Source organism: uncultured Fibrella sp. (assembly GCF_964250085.1).
Taxonomy (GTDB): Bacteria; Bacteroidota; Bacteroidia; order Cytophagales; family Spirosomataceae; genus Fibrella.
In genome coordinates, this window is sequence record NZ_CAXUEC010000001.1 from 282,510 (window position 1) to 302,076 (window position 19,567).

Sequence of the window (19,567 nt, forward strand, 5' to 3'; positions counted from 1 at the left end):
CAACCAGATTAGGAATGAAATCTATACGTCTACTTTGCCTATTGTTGATTTTCAATGCGTTGGGAATCAGTATGCAGGCACAGGATAAACTCACCGTTAGTGGCTACGTCAAAGACGCATCGGATGGCGAAGGGCTGATCGGCGTGTCGGTCTACAGTAAAGAGAGCGGCACCGGAGCCGTGACTAATAACTACGGGTTCTACTCGGTTACCCTGCCCAAAGGAACCTACACGTTTGTGGTCTCCTACGTAGGCTACGAAAAAGAAACCCGCACCGTAACCCTGGCTGATCAGAACGTGCGGCTTGATCTTGAACTTAAAGAAGAAGGGCGCGACCTGAAAGAACTCGTGGTGTCGACCCGCCGCGAAGACGATAATGTATCCAACATTGAGATGAGCGTGAATCGGGTGGATATCAAAACGATTCAGCGCATTCCGGCTTTGCTCGGCGAAGTAGATGTGGTGCGGAGTATCCAACTGTTGCCCGGCGTGTCGACGGTGGGCGAGGGGGCTACGGGTTTCAACGTGCGCGGGGGCGGCATTGATCAGAACCTGGTGCTGCTCGACGAAGCGCCGGTCTATAACTCATCGCACCTGTTCGGTTTCTTCTCGGTTTTCAACCCCGACGCCGTAAAAGATGTGAAACTCATCAAAGGCGGTATCCCGGCCATGTACGGCGGCCGGATCGCCTCTATTCTGGATGTTCGCCTGAAGGAAGGAAACTCGAAAAAAGGTGAACTGAACGGAGGGATCGGGTTGATATTTAGCCGGTTGTCATATGAGAGGCCATTGTTCAAGGGGAAAGGATCGTTCATTGTTGCTGGTCGCCGTTCGTATGCCGATGTACTGGCGCAGCCATTTCTGACGGGAAACCTGAAAGGGTCGCAGTTTTATTTTTATGACCTTACGGCTAAAGGCAACGTGCATCTCAACGAGAAAAACACGCTGTTTCTGTCGGGCTATTTCGGGCGCGATGTGTTCGGAGCGGATTTTGGCTTCAACTGGGGCAATGCCACCACCTCGCTGCGCTGGAATAAGGTGTTCAATGATAAACTCTTTCTGAACACGACGGCCTTCTACAGCAACTACGATTACTCGCTGGACTCTGACCTTCGGAAAAAAGCCGAAAACGCCAACGATTATTTTCGTACCAATTCCAAGATCGTCAACTACAGCATCAAGCCCGATTTTACGCTGTACTGGAATAAAAACACGGTCACCTTTGGTGGGCAGGCGTTGTTCTACGATTTTCAGCCTGGTACTGCCACCGCCGCCAGTGCCGGCGTGGTTCGCTCGTTTGGTTTGAAGAACAAATACGCGCTGGAAAGCTCGCTTTATATAGGTAATGAACAGCAAACGACCGCCCGTCTACAGCTTCAGTATGGTTTGCGATACTCGTTCTACCAGTACCTTGGCCCCGGCGAAGTATATACCCTCGGTCAGTCAGATACGCCGGGTTTACGCAGCCGGCCCATAACCAACACAAAGACCTACTCGCCGGGCGAAACCATTCAGACTTACGGTAACCTGGAACCCCGGTTTGCGTTGAAATACGACCTGACGCCCGGTAGCTCGGTGAAAGTAAGCTATAACCGGCTGGCGCAGTATGTCCACCTGCTCTCGAACACCACCGCCTCAACGCCCCTCGACGTCTGGACGCCCTCGACCAATAACGTAGCGCCACAACTGGCCGACCAGGTGGCGGCAGGCTATTTCCGCAACTTCGGCGGCACGGATGGTAACCTGTTCGAAGCGTCGGTAGAAGTGTATTACAAATCGCTGCAAAACCAGATTGACTACATCGACCGGGCCAATCTGGTGCTGAATCAATACCTGGAAGCTGATTTGTTATCGGGCAAAGGGCGGGCCTACGGGGCCGAGTTTTATTTGCGTAAAAGCAAAGGACAACTCAACGGTTGGGTGAGCTATACGCTGGCCAAAACCGAGCGCTTGGTAGAAGGCGTCAACGAAAATAACTGGTATCCAACCCGCTTCGACAAGCGCCACACCGTAAATGTCGTAGCGCTCTATGACCCGATCAAATCGAAGCGCTGGAGTTTCTCGGCCACGTTTGTACTGGCCAGCGGAACGCCCGCTACATTCTTCAGCAACCGTTACACATTTCAGAATATAGCCGTGGGCACCAACCCCGACGATGTGCGCAACAACTACCGGATTCAGCCCTACCACCGCCTCGATCTGGCCGCCACGTTGCAGGGACGTAAGAAGCCCGGTAAACGGAAAGAAGATAACTGGGTGTTCTCGGTGTATAACGCCTATGCCCGCAAAAACCCATTCTCAGAATATTACCGGGCCAACCCTGAAAACGTCTTCCAGACGCAGGCCATTCGGTATTCGGTTTTCGCCACGGTCATTCCATCGGTTACCTACAACTTCAAATTCTGAGCCGTCAACCCCGCTAAAACGGGGTAAGCTGTACCTGGCCTTTGTGCCTCAGATAGTCACTCATCATGAAATCACCTGCTTACATAGTCATTTTTATGCTGGTGGCCGCCGCCGCACTGAGTAGCTGCGAAACGGTCATCAACGCCAATATCGCGTCGGCTCCTTCGCAGTTGGCGGTCGATGCCTGGTTGACCGATCAGCCCGGCGAGCAACAGATCAAGCTGACCCAGACAGTCAACTATTTTAACAACGCCACGCCAACACCCGCGCTGAACGCCAGCGTGACCGTGGGCGATAACACCGGCCGGGTGTTCAGCTTCACCGACCCTGATAATGATGGGGTGTACACCTGGAAACCAGCCAACGCCAAAGACACGACCAGAATAGGGGTGATCGGACGTACCTACGGATTGCAGATTCAGCATCAGGGCGAAACCTACGTATCCGCTACCCAGATGCCCCGGATTCCGCGGATCGACTCGCTCACTTTTTTTAAAGATAGGGTAACGCCGCTATCAACGGAAGAGGGGTATCGGGCCGAGTTTTTTGCAACTGACCTGCCCGGCGCCGTTGATTATTACTACATCCGGTTCTATCGGAATGGGCAGTTGCAGGTACGTACGCAGGATATTGTGCTGGCTTACAATGGGGCATTCCGGGGAAGCGCCGACACCGATGGGCTGATGTTTATCCGTCCGATCCGGCGGTCTATCAACCCGGAAAAACTGTACGCGCTGAATGATTCCGTCCGCGTTGAACTACGGACGATTACGTTTGAAGGCTATACGTTTTGGGAGTTACTGAAGGCACAGTTACAGAATGCGGGTTTGTTTGCCACCCCGCCTTCCAACGTACCCAGCAATATTCGGAATCAGAAAACGGGTGGTCAGGGAGCGGTTGGTTTCTTTCTGGTGTCGCCCGTCCGCACACGCACTACGGTGGTATCGAAAGAGAATCTACGCAACGGGGCGTGACAGGCCAACTATCTTGCGGCCAAGCACATAAATAGCCATAGCGCCGATAATAAACAGGCTGGCCGAAACAGTCAGGAACACGCCAACGAAGGCGAGGCACGTCAACACAAAGAGGAGCAGGCTTTTCATAAAAAATGGCGATAAGAATAACTAGTGTTATTCTTATCGCCATTCAATTTTTGTGCCAACTCGTTTAGGTTTATGAAATCTTCGCCTTCAGATACTCAATGACTACGTTCAGGCCTTTCTGGTAATGTATATTATTGGGAATCACGATGTCGGCCTCGGCGCGATAAGGCTTGATAAACTGCTTGTACGTTGGCTTAACGTGGTTTTTCCAGCGATACATCACGTCATCCAGATCATAGCCGCGCTCTTCTGCATCGCGTTTCACGCGCCGTTCGAGCTTGATGCTGTTTTTGGCGTCGATGAAAATCTTCAGATCCATTTGGTCGGATAACTCCCGGAAGTGAAACACGAAGATGCCTTCTACCACGATAATGGGCGCGGGCTCAAACGTGAGCATCGTTGGAATAACATCGGGGTTATTGAAGGTGTACTCCTTCTGAGTTACTATTTCGCCCCTGCGCAGCATACCGATATGTTCGGCGTACAGATGATGGTCGATGGTTTCGGGCATATCGAAATTATGGATACCCTGGTCATCAACGGCAATTTCGCTAAGGCTGCGGTAATAATTGTCCTGCGAAATGAGGCAGACCTGATGCGGCTGAAACGCATTGAGTAGTCCTTTTAGAAACGACGTTTTCCCGGACGCGCTGCCGCCGGTGATGCCAACAATGTATGGTTGCACAAGTATTGATGAATAAGTACGGTGATAACTGACGGCCAATGTACCTGACCACTCCTTATACAAAGGTACATACGCAGGCTGTAGACAAGCTTATTTGTGGACTCTGCGACTGCCCTATGTTATGATAAAAATACGGGCGTACAACGACTTTTGGCCTTAAAATGCTTGCGTAATCAAGTAGAACACTGTTCCTTTACAGCGTTATTACGCAATCAGCGAAATTTCGCTAAAAGAATAATGATTACAGACGCTCCTGCCACGCAACTAAATCGGTTCAGCCAGACGCTTACCCAAAAGATGGATAACCCCGCCGCCAAAGCCATGCTTTACGGAATTGGGTTGACCGCCGACGATATGCAGAAGCCCCAGATTGGCATTGCCAGCACGGGCTACGAAGGAAACACCTGTAATATGCACCTCAACGGGTTGTCGGTTTATGTGAAGCAGGGAATTCAGGCGAGCGGGCTGGTAGGGCTGATTTTCAACACCATCGGCGTCTCCGACGGCATGACCAACGGTAACGATGGCATGCGCTACTCGCTCCCCAGCCGTGATCTCATTGCCGATAGTATCGAATCGGTGGTAATGGCGCAGTGGTACGACGGGGTAGTAACTGTAGTTGGTTGTGATAAAAACATGCCCGGTGCTGTCATGGCAATGGCTCGTCTCGACCGGCCCGGTATCATGGTTTACGGCGGCACCATCCGCTCGGGCCATTATAAAGGACAGAAACTCGATATCGTGTCGGCATTTGAAGCCCTCGGTAAGAAGTACGCTAATGCTATTTCCGACGAAGATTACGAAGGTGTTATCCGTAACTCGATTCCCGGCGCGGGTGCCTGCGGAGGGATGTACACGGCCAACACCATGGCCAGCAGCATTGAGGCGATGGGTCTGAGCCTGCCGTTCAGCAGCAGCTACCCGGCTACGCACGAAGGCAAGCAGGAAGAGTGCAAAAAGATTGGTGCCGCCATGCGCGTGCTGCTCGAACGCAACATCACGCCCGCCGACATCATCACCCAAAAGTCGCTGGAGAACGCGCTGACAGTGGTTATGGCCCTTGGTGGTTCCACCAACGCGGTGCTCCACTATCTGGCCATTGCCCGTGCGGCAGGCCTGAATTTATCGCTCGACGATATTCAGGCAATCAGCGACCGGGTACCGTTCCTGGCCGATCTGAAGCCCAGCGGCAAGTATTACATGGAAGATATGCTGGCAATCGGTGGTGTGCCGGCGGTGATGAAATACCTCTATCAGAACGGCATGATTCATGGCGATTGCCTGACGGTAACGGGCAAAACCGTAGCAGAAAACCTTGACGAGATTCCTGAGCTGAACTTCGAAACCCAAAGCATCGTACGTCCGCTCAGCAATCCGATCAAGGCTACGGGCCACATCCAGATTCTGCGCGGAAACCTGGCCCCCACGGGTTCAGTGGCCAAGATTACCGGTAAAGAAGGCCTGCGTTTTGAAGGGGTCGCCAAAGTGTGCGAGCACGAAGGCGAAGTCATCGAGGCCTTGTCGAAAGGGGAGATTTTGCCCGGCCAGGTAATCGTTATTCGGAATAGCGGCCCTAAAGGGGGGCCTGGTATGAGCGAAATGTTGAAACCAACATCGGCCATCATGGGTGCCGGTCTTGGCGATAAAGTAGCCCTCATCACCGACGGCCGTTTCTCGGGGGGCACCCACGGTTTCGTGGTCGGCCACGTAACCCCCGAAGCATTTGACGGTGGCCCTATCGCGTTTGTAAAAGATGGTGACCTCATTACGCTCGACGCCGTTGGTCGCGAACTGACGCTGCACATATCTGATGAGGAAATGGCTGAACGCCGTAGCCACTGGACGCAGCCAGCTCCGCCATTTACGAAAGGCGTGTTGGGCAAATACATCCGCAGCGTAAAGTCAGCCAGCGAAGGCTGCGTAACGGACGAAGCGTAGTTTGCGTTATTTATAAAACGCTAATTGACAAGCATATGAACGTCATTGAACAAACAGTTAAGGTGCAGAACGGAGCTATTGACCTGCACATTACTGTCCCGGAAAGCCTGGATGGCTATTTGGTGAAAGCTGTGATCGTGTACGAAAAGGTTGATATAACTACTGAAGAGCCAAAACGTACGGGATTAAGCAAGCACCGAGGCGCTTTTGCCCACTTGCCCCTCGAACAACGACTGGAAATGCAGAAGCAATTAGACGATATGCGGAACGAATGGGAGAGGCCTATCTGATCGATACTTCCGCCTACAGCAAGTATTTGAGTGGGCTATTGGGAACAGAGCAACTCGATTTAATAGCTGATGTAGTTGAGGCTGGGCCAATCATTTCGGTGATAGTCCAAATGGAATTACTGAGTTGGGTGTCAACTACTAAGCAAGTTGAAATACGGGTACGTGAGTTTATCGAAGCATCGGTTATAATGCCTCTGTCTGAACCTGTTATTCTTCAAACCGTCAAACTACGGCGGCATTATAGAGGGCTCAAACTACCCGACGCCATTATTGCAGCTACGGCCATAGTGCATGACTTTACCTTATTGTCGACAAATGACAGTGATTTTACCAAGATAACGGGCTTGAAATACCGAAGTCTAACCGCCTGAAACCATGTATACCGACACCGTCCATACGCTTCCCAAGGGCTTTTCTGCCATAGAAGTTGCCAGCAAGTCCATTCGTTTTTCAATGCCGTCTGACCTGCAAACGGGGGCGTTGTTGAAAGCGTTGGTTGGGTCGAAACCAAAGGCGCGTGTGCTGGAGATCGGGACAGGCACAGGCCTGGCAACGTCGTGGTTACTGGCCGGGATGGACGCGGACTCGTCGCTGCTGTCGATTGATAATGAAGCCACGTACCTGGCCGTTGCCGATAACATTCTGGGCGACGATGCTCGTTTGCAACTTCTCTGCACCGACGCAGGTACGTGGCTGGAAGCTGAAAATCAAACCCGGCAATTCGATTTCATTTTCGCCGACGCCTGGCCCGGTAAATACGCGAATCTCGATGCGGCGCTGGGTACGTTGTCGGCGGGTGGTATGTACGTCATCGACGACATGTTGCCGCAACCCAACTGGCCGGAGGGGCATGCCGAAAAGGTCGACAAACTGGTTGCTGACCTGGAAAGCCGCGATGACCTGCAGCTTGTGAAAATGGCCTGGTCAACCGGAATTCTGATTGCCACGAAGAAGTAACTGACTGAACACAACAAACTGAACAACTTACACGTACCACGCTATGGAAACGGTCAGTGTATTGCCTGAACTCACAATTGAACCGACGGAAATCAAATTGATGTCGGGTTCGGAGGCCCTTATGCGCTCGCTGGTAGCCGAAAAGGTCGATACTATTTTTGGTTATCCCGGTGGCGCTATCATGCCTGTGTATGATGCGCTTTACGATTTTCAGGATCAGATCAATCATATTCTGGTACGTCATGAGCAGGGTGCCGGCCACGCCGCGCAGGGCTATGCCCGGATGCAGGGCCGCGCGGGTGTATGCCTCGTTACCTCAGGCCCGGGAGCTACCAACCTTGTCACGGCCATTGCCGACGCCCTGATCGACTCTACACCGCTAGTGTGCATTGTGGGGCAGGTAGGTAAGAAACTGCTGGGAACCGATGCGTTTCAGGAAGCCGACGTAATGGGCGTAACGATGCCGATCACCAAATGGAACTACCAGATTACCAGTGCCGATGAGGTGCCGGAGATTATGGCCAAAGCGTTCTACATCGCGCAGTCGGGGCGGCCGGGTCCGGTATTGATCGACATGACCAAGTCGGCGCAGCTTGAATTGATGACCCAGCCATTTGTGTACGAACGCTGCCAGACAATCATCAGCTACCGGCCGCGTCTGGTGCCCAAAATGGAACAGGTTGAAGCAGCGGCAAAGCTGATCAACGAAGCGAAGCGCCCGTACATTTTCGCTGGTCATGGTGTGCAACTGGCAAAAGCTGAAGCCGAGCTGCTGGCGTTTGCCGAAAAAACGGGTATTCCGGTTGCCACCACACTACTGGGCCAGTCGACTATTCCGACCAGCCACCCCAACCATGTGGGGTGGCTGGGTATGCATGGCAACTACGGCCCCAACGTACTGACGGACCAGGCCGACGTAATTATTGCTATCGGTATGCGGTTTGACGACCGGGTGACAGGCGACGCCAGTAAGTACATCCGGCAGGCCAAGGTGATCCATATTGAAATTGACCCTGCCGAAGTCGACAAAATCATCAAGGCACATGCCCCGATTGTTGGCGATGCGAAGGAAGTGCTGAAAGCACTCTTACCGCTGGTTCATGATAACGATCATACCGTATGGCGCAACGAATTCCGGAAATACGACGCCATCGAGAATGAGGCGATTACGGCACCAGAGCTATCAGGCGATACCGAAAAGATCAAGATGGCCGAAGTAATTGACCTGCTGTCGCGGAAAACCAACGGTGACGCCGTACTGGTAACCGACGTTGGTCAGCATCAGATGATGGCATCGCGCTATTATCAGTTCCGGCAGAAGAACAGCCTCGTTACGTCGGGCGGAATGGGTACAATGGGCTTTGCCTTGCCTGCTGCTTTCGGTGCGCAGGTCGCCGCTCCTGACAGGCAGGTAGTCGCCATCATCGGCGACGGTTGTTTTCAGATGACGTTACAGGAACTGGGCACCATTGTGCAGAATAAGCAGCCGGTGAAAGCCATCATCCTGAATAACAACTTTCTGGGGATGGTTCGCCAGTGGCAACAGCTTTTCCACAGCCGCCGCTATTCGTTCGTGGAGTTGCAAAACCCTGATTTCGTAACCATTGCTAAAGGGTTCGGTATGGCGGGCCACACCTGTAATGAGCGCGAAACGCTGTCTGATTCCCTGGATCAGATGCTCGCCTACGACGGCCCATACTTGCTGGAGGTGATTGTCGAAAAAGAAGAAAACGTGTTCCCGATGGTACCCGCCGGTGCCAGCGTGTCACAAATACGATTGAAATAGTCATTATGCTTCGCTGTCATTTATGGTCATTGAGTAGTCATTTAGTCGTTCTCTGTACAATCGATGACGGCGAAGCCTAATGACAGCGTAGCGTAATGACAACAAATGACCTTTTTTATGACAACCTACACCATTTGCATTTTTACGGGCAACACTATCGGGTTGTTGAACCGCATCACCATCATCTTTACCCGGCGACGAATCAACATCGAAAGCCTGACGGTATCGGAGACGGAGCGGAAAGGCGTGTCGCGCTTTACGATCGTTATCCGGCATGAATCACGCGATGAAGTAGAGAAAATTGTACGGCAAATCCGGAAAATAGTGGAAGTGCTGGCCGTTTTTGGCTACCTCAACGACGAGATCGTGTTCAACGAAATTGCCCTGTTCAAAATCTCGACCCCACTGGGTAGCAAACCGCTCGACGTGGAAACGATTAACAAGCAGCATAAAGCCTGGGTCGTATACTGGGGTCTCGACTATGTCGTGATTGAAAAGACGGGGAATGAAACCGAGATTTTTGCCTTCTTCGAATACCTGCGCCAGTATGAGATTCTGGAGTTTGTTCGCTCGGGCCGGGTAGCCGTTGGCAAGACGGAGAAAGGCCTTGTCGAATACCTGCCCGAAGCTGAATGGGCTTACTACTTATAAATCGAAATACACTAATTTTTTACCATCTAAATACAGTACCAGAATGGCACAAATTAACTTCGGCGGAACGGTCGAGAATGTCGTAACCCGCGAAGAGTTTCCGCTTGAGACCGCCCTCGAAACACTCAAAGACGAAACAATCGCCGTTATCGGCTACGGTGTACAAGGCCCCGGCCAGTCACTGAACATGCGTGAAAATGGCTTCAACGTGATCGTAGGCCAGCGTAAAGGTAAAACCTACGATAAAGCGGTAGCTGATGGCTGGGTCCCCGGCGAAACGTTGTTTGAAATCGAAGAAGCCCTCGAAAAAGGAACGATCATCTGCTTCCTGCTGTCAGATGCCGCCCAGATCGAACTGTGGCCAACGGTGAAAGCCGCGCTTGTTCCTGGTAAATCACTGTATTTCTCGCACGGCTTCGGCGTGACGTATAAAGAGAAAACCGGCATCATCCCTCCACCTGATGTCGATGTGTTCCTGGTGGCTCCCAAAGGCTCAGGTACGTCGCTGCGTCGTTTGTTTGTAGAAGGTAAAGGGCTAAACTCTAGTTTCGCCGTGTATCAGGATGCCAGCGGAAACGCACGCAACAAGTGTATCGCGATGGGTATCGGTGTAGGTTCAGGCTACCTGTTCGAGACTGATTTTTATAAAGAAGTAACGTCTGATTTGACCGGCGAGCGGGGTACGTTGATGGGTGCCATTCAGGGCATCTTCGCGGCTCAATATGAAGTACTGCGCGCCAACGGACATAGCCCATCCGAAGCGTTTAACGAAACGGTTGAAGAACTGACTCAGTCGCTGATGCCACTCGTGGCCGAAAACGGTATGGACTGGATGTACGCCAACTGCTCGACAACGGCTCAGCGCGGTGCCCTCGACTGGTGGAAACCCTTCCGCGATGCCACCAAACCTGTTTTCGAGCAACTATATAACTCGGTGAAAACGCAGGAGCAGGCCGAAATCAGCATCACCCGCAACTCACAGCCCGACTACCGCGAGAAACTCGAGGTGGAACTGGCCGAACTGCGCGACTCTGAAATGTGGCAGGCTGGTGCCGCCGTGCGCAACCTGCGTCCAGAGCGTAGTTAGGCTAGAAACGTCATTAGGCTTTGCCGTCATCAAGTAGTCATTAGGCTTTGCCGTCATCAAGTAGTCATTAGGCTATGCCGTCATTAGGTAGTCATTTGTAGTCATTCGTTGTTTCTTTACAATCAGTGACTATGGATTACCACTTAATGACGGCAAAGCCTAATGACAGTAAATGACGGCATAGCCTAATGACTTTTTCTATTTATGGGGATTAACGACTTGCAGATTTATCAGTTGGCCATGACATTGGGCGAACAGGTTTGGGCCGTTGTTGTTCACTGGGATTTATTTGCCAGAGATACGGTTGGTAAGCAGGTTGTGCGTTCGGCCGATTCGGTAGCGGCAAACCTTAGTGAAGGCTTTGGACGTTATCACTTCAAGGAGAATATTCACTTCTGTTATATTGCTCGTGGTTCACTACTAGAAACCAGAACGTGGCTTGATAAAGCAAGACGAAGACAATTAATCAATGATGAAGTCTACGCGCAGTTTGACCGTGACATAAACATGCTTGGCGTTAAACTCAACAACTACTTAAAGACATTGGGTAAAAGGAGCACCTCGGCGCAGAATGCTGTTGGAGAACCAGAAACAAGTTATCAGACAAGCAGGAGCTCAGCAGACTGGGATGATAACGCGCCTGATATCGCCGACGCCGTAAAATAAATGGGGTGGCCAGCTTGGCACGACCTAATGACAATAAATGACCACTTCATGACCACTAATGACATTTCTCTTCCCGATTTAGACAACATCTATCTGGCCGCCGAACGGTTAAGAGGAGTTGCTTTTCATACGCCGTTACAGGAGAATCTAAATCTGTCGGAACGGTATGGTGCCACGATCTTTCTGAAACGGGAAGATTTACAGGTGGTGCGGTCGTACAAGATTCGGGGCGCGTACAACAAAATGGCCAGCCTGTCGGCCGACGAGCTGGCGAAAGGCGTTGTCTGTGCCAGTGCCGGTAACCACGCGCAGGGCCTGGCCTACGCCTGCCGGAAAATGGGCGTGAAAGGCACTATTTTCATGCCGACGACTACGCCCAACCAGAAGGTGAAGCAGGTGAAGCTGTTTGGCAAAGAGTTCGTCAACGTAGTGCTGATCGGCGATACGTACGACGACGCTTTCCATGCCGCAACTGAGTATGTGCAGACTCACGACAGCACCTTCGTGCACCCGTTCGACGATGTGCTGGTGATGGAAGGGCAGGGCACGGTTGGGCTCGAAATCTTCAAAGATTCCAATTTCAAGATCGATTACCTGCTCATGGCCATTGGTGGTGGCGGACTGGCTTCAGGTGTCTCGACGGTATTTAAACAACTGAGTCCGAAAACGGAACTCATTGGTGTTGAGCCACTTGGCTCGCCGTCGATGAAAGTGGCTATGGAAGAAGGCCATGTGGTTACGCTCGACCACATCGATAAATTTGTCGACGGAGCCGCCGTAAAACGGGTTGGCGACACAACGTTCGAAATCTGCCGCCGCAACCTTGACCGGGTGCTGCTGGTGCCAGAAGGAAAGGTGTGCACCACTATCCTGGAACTCTACAACGAAGAAGCCATCGTAGCTGAGCCCGCCGGAGCACTAACCATTGCCGCGCTGGATTTGATCAAAGACGAAATTAGGGGGAAGAACGTTGTTTGCCTGGTTGGTGGCGGTAACAACGACATTACACGCACCGAAGAGATCAAGGAACGTTCGTTGCTCTACGAAGGGCTGAAGCACTACTTCATTATCCGATTCCCCCAACGTGCCGGTGCTTTTCGTGACTTTCTGGAACTGGCCCTCGGCCCTAACGACGATATCACGCTATTCGACTATGCCAAGAAAACGAATCGCGAACGGGGCTCGGCGTTGGTAGGTATTGAATTAAAGAGCAAAGCTGATTTTGAGCCGCTGATCGAACGCATGAAAGAAGCCAAAATCCAGTTCGAGTATATCAACGACAAACCCACCCTGTTCGAGTTTTTGATCTGATGCTATGGCTGAAATAATGTTTTACCCGAAACGGTGGAAGCAACTGATTTATCTGTTGTTATGCGTCGCCTTTGTCGGTATAGGCGTTACTATTCTAATTAAAGACGGCGATCCGATAGCCTGGGCATGTATTGCTTTTTTTGGTTTAGGGGTAGGGGTGTTTGGTGTGCAACTTTTTCCTGGTGCTGCTTACCTTACATTAACGCAGGAGGGGTTCGAGATGTGCTCTCTTTTTAAAAAGCATTTCACTCCCTGGAAAGACGTTGAGGCGTTCGGCCTTGGTGAGCTGGGTATCCGAAAAATGGTATTGATAAAATTTGCGGCCCATGTACGCTCAATGCCGGTAGCCAGAGAACTATCGGCGTTTGTAACGAATGGCTGGGATGGCGGACTACCCGACAATTATGGCCTGGATTACAGTGAATTAGTAGCATTAATGAACCGTTATTTGGCAGAGTCAAGATTGCAGAGCTAACGCATTTAGATGTATGCTACGCGTTCCCTCGTCTATACAACCCCATCAATTTCAGTCGCTGACTATTCAGCGGCCTGACTCGGCTGGGCCTGATGGTTCGCGTTCTGACGGGGCACGAGACGGGTCGGAGATGACGTTTGTGGCGTATCGCAGCGACGTGTATCCCGAGCGGAACGAGATTTTCTTTGAAGAACATGCCGTGGTTGTGGTGCTGGAAGGGGAGAAGAAATTCAGCTCACCCACGCAGGAACTGCACGTCAGGAAAGGCGATATCCTGTTCTTTCAGCGGGGTTGTTACTCCATGAACGAGTCCATCGACGTGAATTACCGGAGCCTCGTGTTCTTCGTGAATGAGCGGCTGCTGAAAGAATTCGTCAGCCAGCATCTTAGCCTCTTTCAACGTACCCCGCCGGTCCGCCGCTCGCCGAATCGGTGCGGTGGACTTGCCCAGACAGGTTTTGAGCCTCTGCCAGAAGCGGCGATCCTGTCGTTTGCGTCATCAGGTACGTCTATTCCAGGTACGTTCACCAACTTTATTCAGTCGCTATTGCCGTATTTCGGGTCGCGCACTCCGTACCTCAACGAACTGCTTCGGCTCAAATTTCAGGAGTTGATGCTCCATCTCTTTGAACTCGATACGACCGGGCAGCTTCGCACTATTCTCTGGCAGCTCTATCAGGGGCAGAAAACCGACCTCGATTACCTGATGAGCACGTACCTGCTCAAACCGCTGTCGATGAATGAACTGGCTCGGATCTCAGGCCGTAGCCTTTCCGCCTTCAAGCGTGATTTTGAGGAACATTTTCACAGCTCACCTGGCCACTGGATCCGCCGCAAACGCCTGGAGCACGCCCATTTCCTGCTCCGCAACACCGATAAGAACGTCTCGGAAGTAAGCATGGAAATCGGCTACGAAAGCGTATCCCACTTCATTAAAGCATATAAGCTACAGTACGGCTTTACTCCAAAACGGGCGCTGGCAGCTACATAATCTGAGTGGCCACTTCGGTAAGGCATATTTGTAGCGTCTACTCCTTAATTCACTTAACTAATTCTCGGCTAATCCGAAAAAATATTTAGGAAACCAATCGGTTGCGCGTATATTTGCAACCGATTGGTTTCCTAAATGCAGTGATAAACATAATGAGACGAGATATTTTTCAGGCGATAGCCGACCCCACAAGGCGGTCAATAATTGCCTTGATTGCCTTACAGGCAATGACACCGAATGCCATTGCCGAGAACTTCAACACGACCCGACAAGCTGTTTCCAAACACCTGCGCGTACTCACAGAATGCGAGCTGGTGAAACAGGAACAACAGGGCCGGGAAATTTACTACTCGCTTGAGGTTGAAAAAATGAAAGAAGTTGATCAATGGTTAAACCAATTCAGAAAAATTTGGGAAACCAGCTTTAATCAACTCGACAATGTATTGGCAACACTTAAACAACAAAAAAATGACAACTGATTCGCCCCTTGATTTTACCGTTGACAAAACAACAAAAATGGTCTACATGACCAGAGAATTTGATGCTGACCTGTCGCTGGTGTGGGATGCCTACACTAAACCGGAAATTCTTGATCAATGGTGGGCACCTAAGCCCTGGTTTTCAAGGACAAAATTTATGAATTTTGAAGTAGGTGGACGACGGTTTTACGCGATGATAAGCCCTGAAGGACAGGAGCATTGGTCACTTCAGACATATACGTCCATTACGCCAAAAACGAATTTCAAAATGTTGAACGCGTTTGCCGACCAAGATGAAAATCCCGAATTGCCCGGTTCTGATTGGGAGTTTAATTTCAGCGAGCAAAACGGAAAAACAAAAGTTAGTATTAGTATTTACAATGAATCGCTGGCTCGTTTAGAGAAAATGATTGAGATGGGTTTCAAGGAAGGAACGGCTATGACCCTGAAAAATCTGGAAGAATTACTGGCAAAATTATCGCAGCGATAGTAAAGAAATACGGCTGCTACTAGTAATCTTTTTAGCCCCAAAAACACTGACGCGTGGCCCTTCGACAGGCTCGGCGCCCCCGGCTCAGGGTGACAGAAAACTCAAGCATGTTTATTATGAACTTGGGTAGGATTGTCACCCTGAGCCGGGGGCGCCGAACCTGTCGAAGGGCCACGCGTCAGCTATTCGGGAAGCTAAAAATGAGTGCTGCATTTTATGAGAAAGCCCCTGACTCTTTACCGGGCACGAAGTCCTGCGCGTTAGCCACGTTATGCAGTTTTACACCCACGATTGCTCTCTGAGCTAAAATCGCTATTTACTGGACGGATGGCGTGATGCGTAGTTCTGTACGGTCTGCCACTTTTGCAGAGACGTATATAAGTTCTCCGCTATAGTTATGAGTACCCCCAAAACACTATTTGATAAAGTATGGGATGCGCACGTCATCCGGCATATCGACGATGGTCCCGACGTGTTTTTTATCGACCGCCATTTCATCCACGAGGTAACCAGCCCGGTGGCGTTTCTGGGGCTCGAAGGCCGTAACGCACCCGTCCTGTTCTCTGAACGTACCTACGCTACAGCCGACCACAACACGCCCACAATCAACCAGCACCTGCCAGTCGCTGATCCGCTGTCGGCCAACCAACTGGATGCACTGGAGCGGAACAGTGCCAAATACCACATCTCGCACTGGGGACTGGGCAATCCCAAAAACGGTATCGTGCACGTGGTTGGTCCCGAAAATGGCATTACCCTCCCCGGAATGACCATCGTTTGCGGCGACTCGCATACCTCGACCCACGGCGCGTTTGGTGCCATTGCGTTCGGAATCGGTACGTCGGAAGTAGAAATGGTGCTGGCTACGCAGTGTATCATGCAGCCCAAACCGAAGAAAATGCGGATTTCGGTGAATGGCACGCTGGGTAAAGGCGTGTTGCCGAAAGACGTGGCCCTGTACATCATCGCGCAGATTTCAGCGAGTGGTGCCACCGGCTACTTCGTTGAATATGCCGGCGATGTGTTCCGCAACATGAGCATGGAAGGCCGCATGACGGTCTGCAACATGAGCATCGAAATGGGCGCGCGCGGTGGTATGATCGCCCCCGACGCCACCACGCTAACGTACCTGAATGGCCGTGATCTGGCCCCGAAAGGCGAGGCCTGGGATAAGCTGGTTCCGTACTGGGAATCGCTGAAAACCGACGAAGACGCCACGTTCGACCATGACCTGACCTTCGACGCCGCCGACATTGAGCCGCAGATTACCTACGGTACCAACCCCGGCATGGGCACCGGCGTAACCAAACACATTCCACTGGCGGCTGATCAGCAGGATGGTGATGCCAGCTACCAGAAATCGCTGGCTTATATGGGCTTCGCGGAAAACGAATCCATGATCGGTAAACCCATCGATTTTGTGTTCCTGGGAAGCTGCACCAACGGGCGGATCGAAGATTTCCGTGCGTTTGCCTCCATCGTGAAAGGCCGCAAAAAGGCGGATAACGTAACGGCCTGGCTGGTGCCGGGTTCGCATATCGTAGAGGCGCAGATCAAGGCAGAAGGCATTCTGGATGTGCTGACCGAAGCCGGGTTTGCCCTTCGTCAGCCCGGTTGCTCGGCCTGTCTGGCCATGAACGACGACAAAGTACCCGCCGGTAAATACGCCGTATCAACCTCGAACCGCAACTTCGAAGGTCGTCAGGGTCCCGGCGCCCGCACCCTGCTCGCCAGCCCCCTGGTCGCCGCCGCCGCCGCCGTCACCGGCGTTGTAACAGACCCTAGAGAATTTATTTAAACGTCATCACGCTTCGCTGTCATTAGGTGGTCATTAAGTAGTCATTTATTGTTTCCTTACGAATGACTACTTAATGACCACCTAATGACAGCGAAGCGAAATGACAACAAATGACATTTCCCCATGGCTTACGATAAATTTACAATACTCCGTAGCAGTGCCGTTCCGATGCCGATCGAGAACGTGGATACGGACCAGATTATTCCTGCCCGTTTCCTGAAAGCCACCGAACGCACCGGATTTGGCGACAACCTGTTCCGCGACTGGCGGTACAACAACGACAATACCCCCAAAGCCGATTTCGTACTGAATAACCCGACCTATTCGGGCAAAATTCTGGTGGGCGGTAAGAACTTTGGTAGCGGATCGAGCCGCGAGCATGCGGCCTGGGCCATTTACGATTATGGCTTCCGTTGCGTGGTATCGAGCTTCTTTGCCGATATATTTAAAGGTAACTCGCTGAACATCGGCATTTTGCCCGTGCAGGTAAGCCCAGAATTTCTGGAAAAGATATTCGCCGCTATCGCCGCTGATCCAACCGCGGAACTGGAGGTGAACCTGCCTGCGCAGACCATCACCCTTCTGGCTACGGGTGAAAGCGAGCCCTTCGATATCAACAGCTACAAGAAAGATAACCTCACCAACGGCTACGACGACATCGATTACCTGCTATCGATGAAACCTGAGATCGAAGCCTTCGCCGAAACAAGGCCATTTTAAAGAAATGTCATTCGCTTCGCTGTCATTTATTGTCATTAGGTAGTTATGTGTTGTTTTCGATAAATGACCATTTCGTGACAATAAATGACAGCGAAGCGAATGACATTTACTACCATGAAAACCCGCCGCTACATTGAAATAATGGATACGACGCTCCGCGATGGTGAACAGACCAGCGGTGTGTCGTTTTCAGCGTCCGAAAAACTGGCACTGGCGCAGTTGTTACTCACCGAGGTCAAGGTAGATCGCGTGGAAGTGGCATCGGCGCGGGTGTCGGCGGGCGAGTTGGAAGCCGTGAAGCAGATCACGCGCTGGGCCGCCAGTGTCGGCATGCTGGATAAAGTCGAAGTGCTCACGTTCGTGGACGGACAAGCCTCGCTCGACTGGATGAAAGCATCGGGCGCGAAGGTGATGAACCTGCTGACCAAAGGGTCGCTGAACCACCTGACCCACCAGCTAAAGAAAACGCCCGACTGCCATTTTGCCGATATTCAGCAAGTGATTAATGACGCGCAACAGCTTGGCATTCAGGTAAACGTGTATTTGGAAGACTGGAGCAATGGCATGCGTAACTCGCCTGAGTACGTAGTGCACTACCTGGACTTCATGCAGACGCAGCCCATTTGTCGCGTGCTGCTGCCCGACACGCTGGGTGTGCTGACACCAGCCGAAAGCTACACGTTCGTGCATCAGTTGGTAACTCGTTATCCGACGCTGCATTTCGATTTCCACGCCCATAACGACTACGATCTTGGTGTTGCCAATGTCATGGAAGCCATCCGGGCGGGTGCGCATGGTATTCACTTGACCGTGAACGGCCTGGGCGAGCGGGCGGGTAACGCGCCGATGGCCAGTGTCATCGCCGTGCTGCGCGATTTCATGCCCGAGGTACGTATGGGTGTCGTCGAGAAGTCGCTGTATCAGGTGAGTAAGATTGTCGAAACGTTTTCGGGGCTTCGCATTCCCGACAACAAACCTGTTGTTGGCGACAATGTATTTACCCAAACCGCCGGTATTCATGCCGACGGTGATAAGAAGAATAACCTCTATTTCAATGCCTTACTGCCCGAACGCTTTGGCCGGAAACGGAGCTACGCGCTCGGAAAAATGTCGGGTAAGGCCAACATTGAGAATAACCTGCGCGAACTAGGCATTCAATTGTCGGAAGACGATCTGAAAAAAGTAACGCAGCGCGTGATTGAATTGGGTGATCTGAAAGAGACGGTCACGCGCGAAGATTTGCCCTACGTGATTGCTGATGTGCTGAATACCAGCGCCGTTGCCTCGCGGGTTGAAGTGCTCAACTATGTGCTGACCCACTCCAAAGATCTGAAGCCATCGGCTACGCTCCGGGTACGTATCGATGAAGAGCAATTCGAGGAAAACGCCCAGGGCGATGGGCAATACGACGCCTTCATGAATGCGCTGAAGAGCATCTACAACCGCAAGAAAATGGTGTTGCCAATGCTAACCGATTATGCCGTGCGGATTCCAACCGGCGGCCGTACCGATGCCCTGTGTGAGACAATCATCACCTGGAAATCGAAAAATAATGAATTCAAAACCCGGGGCCTCGACTCTGACCAGACCGTGTCAGCCATCAAGGCAACCCAAAAAATGCTAAATACTTTAGAATAGAACGTCATTACGCTTCGCTGTCATTGGGTGGTCATTTTCCTACGGCGTCATTCGTTGTGAGAAGCAATAAATGACGCCGCAGGAAATGACCACCCAA

Annotated in this window: 20 protein-coding genes; 18 read left to right on the plus strand and 2 right to left on the minus strand. The window is 51.7% G+C overall.

The window, feature by feature from the left end; translation table 11 throughout:
• Positions 1-14: 14 nt before the first annotated feature.
• Complete coding sequence (locus tag ACFE8Q_RS01125; protein WP_375443509.1) at positions 15-2,405, plus strand: carboxypeptidase-like regulatory domain-containing protein; 2,391 nt, start codon at positions 15-17, stop codon at positions 2,403-2,405.
• A 65-nt stretch (positions 2,406-2,470) separates the two neighbouring features.
• Positions 2,471-3,379: a DUF4249 domain-containing protein gene (locus ACFE8Q_RS01130; protein ID WP_375443510.1), complete on the plus strand. Its 909-nt coding sequence runs from the start codon at positions 2,471-2,473 to the stop codon at positions 3,377-3,379.
• Here the strand turns inward: ACFE8Q_RS01130 and ACFE8Q_RS01135 are convergent.
• Together ACFE8Q_RS01135 and udk are read right to left on the minus strand one after the other, a co-directional pair.
• The gene (locus ACFE8Q_RS01135) at positions 3,362-3,508 is read right to left on the minus strand and encodes a hypothetical protein (RefSeq protein ID WP_375443511.1); all 147 of its coding nucleotides are present in this window, start codon (positions 3,506-3,508) and stop codon (positions 3,362-3,364) included. The genes ACFE8Q_RS01130 and ACFE8Q_RS01135 overlap by 18 nt on opposite strands.
• 70 nt (positions 3,509-3,578) lie before the next feature.
• Positions 3,579-4,193 (minus strand): uridine kinase, encoded by a 615-nt coding sequence (gene udk, locus ACFE8Q_RS01140; RefSeq protein ID WP_375443512.1) that lies wholly within the window; start codon positions 4,191-4,193, stop codon positions 3,579-3,581.
• Positions 4,194-4,430: 237 nt separating this feature from the next.
• Between udk and ilvD the strand changes: the two genes are divergently transcribed.
• The 16 genes from ilvD to ACFE8Q_RS01220 all read left to right on the plus strand — a co-directional run bounded on the left by ilvD (position 4,431) and on the right by ACFE8Q_RS01220 (position 19,470).
• Positions 4,431-6,131: a dihydroxy-acid dehydratase gene (gene ilvD, locus ACFE8Q_RS01145; RefSeq protein WP_375443513.1), complete on the plus strand. Its 1,701-nt coding sequence runs from the start codon at positions 4,431-4,433 to the stop codon at positions 6,129-6,131.
• A 35-nt stretch (positions 6,132-6,166) separates the two neighbouring features.
• Positions 6,167-6,421, plus strand: coding sequence for a hypothetical protein (locus ACFE8Q_RS01150; protein ID WP_375443514.1), 255 nt, complete (start codon positions 6,167-6,169; stop codon positions 6,419-6,421).
• Positions 6,403-6,792 (plus strand): type II toxin-antitoxin system VapC family toxin, encoded by a 390-nt coding sequence (locus ACFE8Q_RS01155; protein ID WP_375443515.1) that lies wholly within the window; start codon positions 6,403-6,405, stop codon positions 6,790-6,792. The genes ACFE8Q_RS01150 and ACFE8Q_RS01155 overlap by 19 nt, the downstream gene beginning before the upstream one ends.
• Before the next feature lie 4 nt (positions 6,793-6,796).
• Entirely contained in the window at positions 6,797-7,378 is a 582-nt protein-coding gene (locus tag ACFE8Q_RS01160; RefSeq protein ID WP_375443516.1) for an O-methyltransferase, read from the plus strand.
• A 43-nt stretch (positions 7,379-7,421) separates the two neighbouring features.
• Positions 7,422-9,164 (plus strand): biosynthetic-type acetolactate synthase large subunit, encoded by a 1,743-nt coding sequence (ilvB, locus tag ACFE8Q_RS01165; RefSeq protein WP_375443517.1) that lies wholly within the window; start codon positions 7,422-7,424, stop codon positions 9,162-9,164.
• 117 nt (positions 9,165-9,281) lie between these two features.
• Positions 9,282-9,815 carry an acetolactate synthase small subunit gene (gene ilvN, locus ACFE8Q_RS01170; RefSeq protein ID WP_375443518.1) on the plus strand — a complete coding sequence of 178 codons (534 nt, stop codon included), beginning with the start codon at positions 9,282-9,284 and terminating at the stop codon, positions 9,813-9,815.
• Between the two features lie 43 nt (positions 9,816-9,858).
• Positions 9,859-10,902 carry a ketol-acid reductoisomerase gene (ilvC, locus tag ACFE8Q_RS01175; RefSeq protein WP_375443519.1) on the plus strand — a complete coding sequence of 348 codons (1,044 nt, stop codon included), beginning with the start codon at positions 9,859-9,861 and terminating at the stop codon, positions 10,900-10,902.
• Between the two features lie 204 nt (positions 10,903-11,106).
• Positions 11,107-11,568, plus strand: a complete 462-nt coding sequence (locus tag ACFE8Q_RS01180) for a four helix bundle protein (protein WP_375443520.1) — start codon at positions 11,107-11,109, stop codon at positions 11,566-11,568.
• A 48-nt stretch (positions 11,569-11,616) separates the two neighbouring features.
• Complete coding sequence (gene ilvA, locus ACFE8Q_RS01185; RefSeq protein ID WP_375443521.1) at positions 11,617-12,879, plus strand: threonine ammonia-lyase IlvA; 1,263 nt, start codon at positions 11,617-11,619, stop codon at positions 12,877-12,879.
• A 4-nt stretch (positions 12,880-12,883) separates the two neighbouring features.
• Positions 12,884-13,354, plus strand: a complete 471-nt coding sequence (locus ACFE8Q_RS01190; RefSeq protein WP_375443522.1) for an STM3941 family protein — start codon at positions 12,884-12,886, stop codon at positions 13,352-13,354.
• A 13-nt stretch (positions 13,355-13,367) separates the two neighbouring features.
• Positions 13,368-14,345, plus strand: a complete 978-nt coding sequence (locus ACFE8Q_RS01195; RefSeq protein ID WP_375443523.1) for a helix-turn-helix transcriptional regulator — start codon at positions 13,368-13,370, stop codon at positions 14,343-14,345.
• Positions 14,346-14,497: 152 nt separating this feature from the next.
• Complete coding sequence (locus tag ACFE8Q_RS01200; protein ID WP_375443524.1) at positions 14,498-14,824, plus strand: ArsR/SmtB family transcription factor; 327 nt, start codon at positions 14,498-14,500, stop codon at positions 14,822-14,824.
• A complete protein-coding gene (locus ACFE8Q_RS01205) occupies positions 14,814-15,314 on the plus strand; it encodes an SRPBCC domain-containing protein (RefSeq protein WP_375443525.1) in 501 nt (166 codons plus the stop codon). The genes ACFE8Q_RS01200 and ACFE8Q_RS01205 overlap by 11 nt, the downstream gene beginning before the upstream one ends.
• Before the next feature lie 397 nt (positions 15,315-15,711).
• A complete protein-coding gene (gene leuC / locus ACFE8Q_RS01210; RefSeq protein WP_375443526.1) occupies positions 15,712-17,112 on the plus strand; it encodes a 3-isopropylmalate dehydratase large subunit in 1,401 nt (466 codons plus the stop codon).
• Between the two features lie 123 nt (positions 17,113-17,235).
• On the plus strand, positions 17,236-17,832 hold the full coding sequence (leuD, locus tag ACFE8Q_RS01215; RefSeq protein ID WP_375443527.1) for a 3-isopropylmalate dehydratase small subunit: 597 nt from the start codon (positions 17,236-17,238) through the stop codon (positions 17,830-17,832).
• Between the two features lie 114 nt (positions 17,833-17,946).
• Positions 17,947-19,470 carry an alpha-isopropylmalate synthase regulatory domain-containing protein gene (locus tag ACFE8Q_RS01220; RefSeq protein ID WP_375443528.1) on the plus strand — a complete coding sequence of 508 codons (1,524 nt, stop codon included), beginning with the start codon at positions 17,947-17,949 and terminating at the stop codon, positions 19,468-19,470.
• The last annotated feature ends 97 nt before the right edge of the window (positions 19,471-19,567 follow it).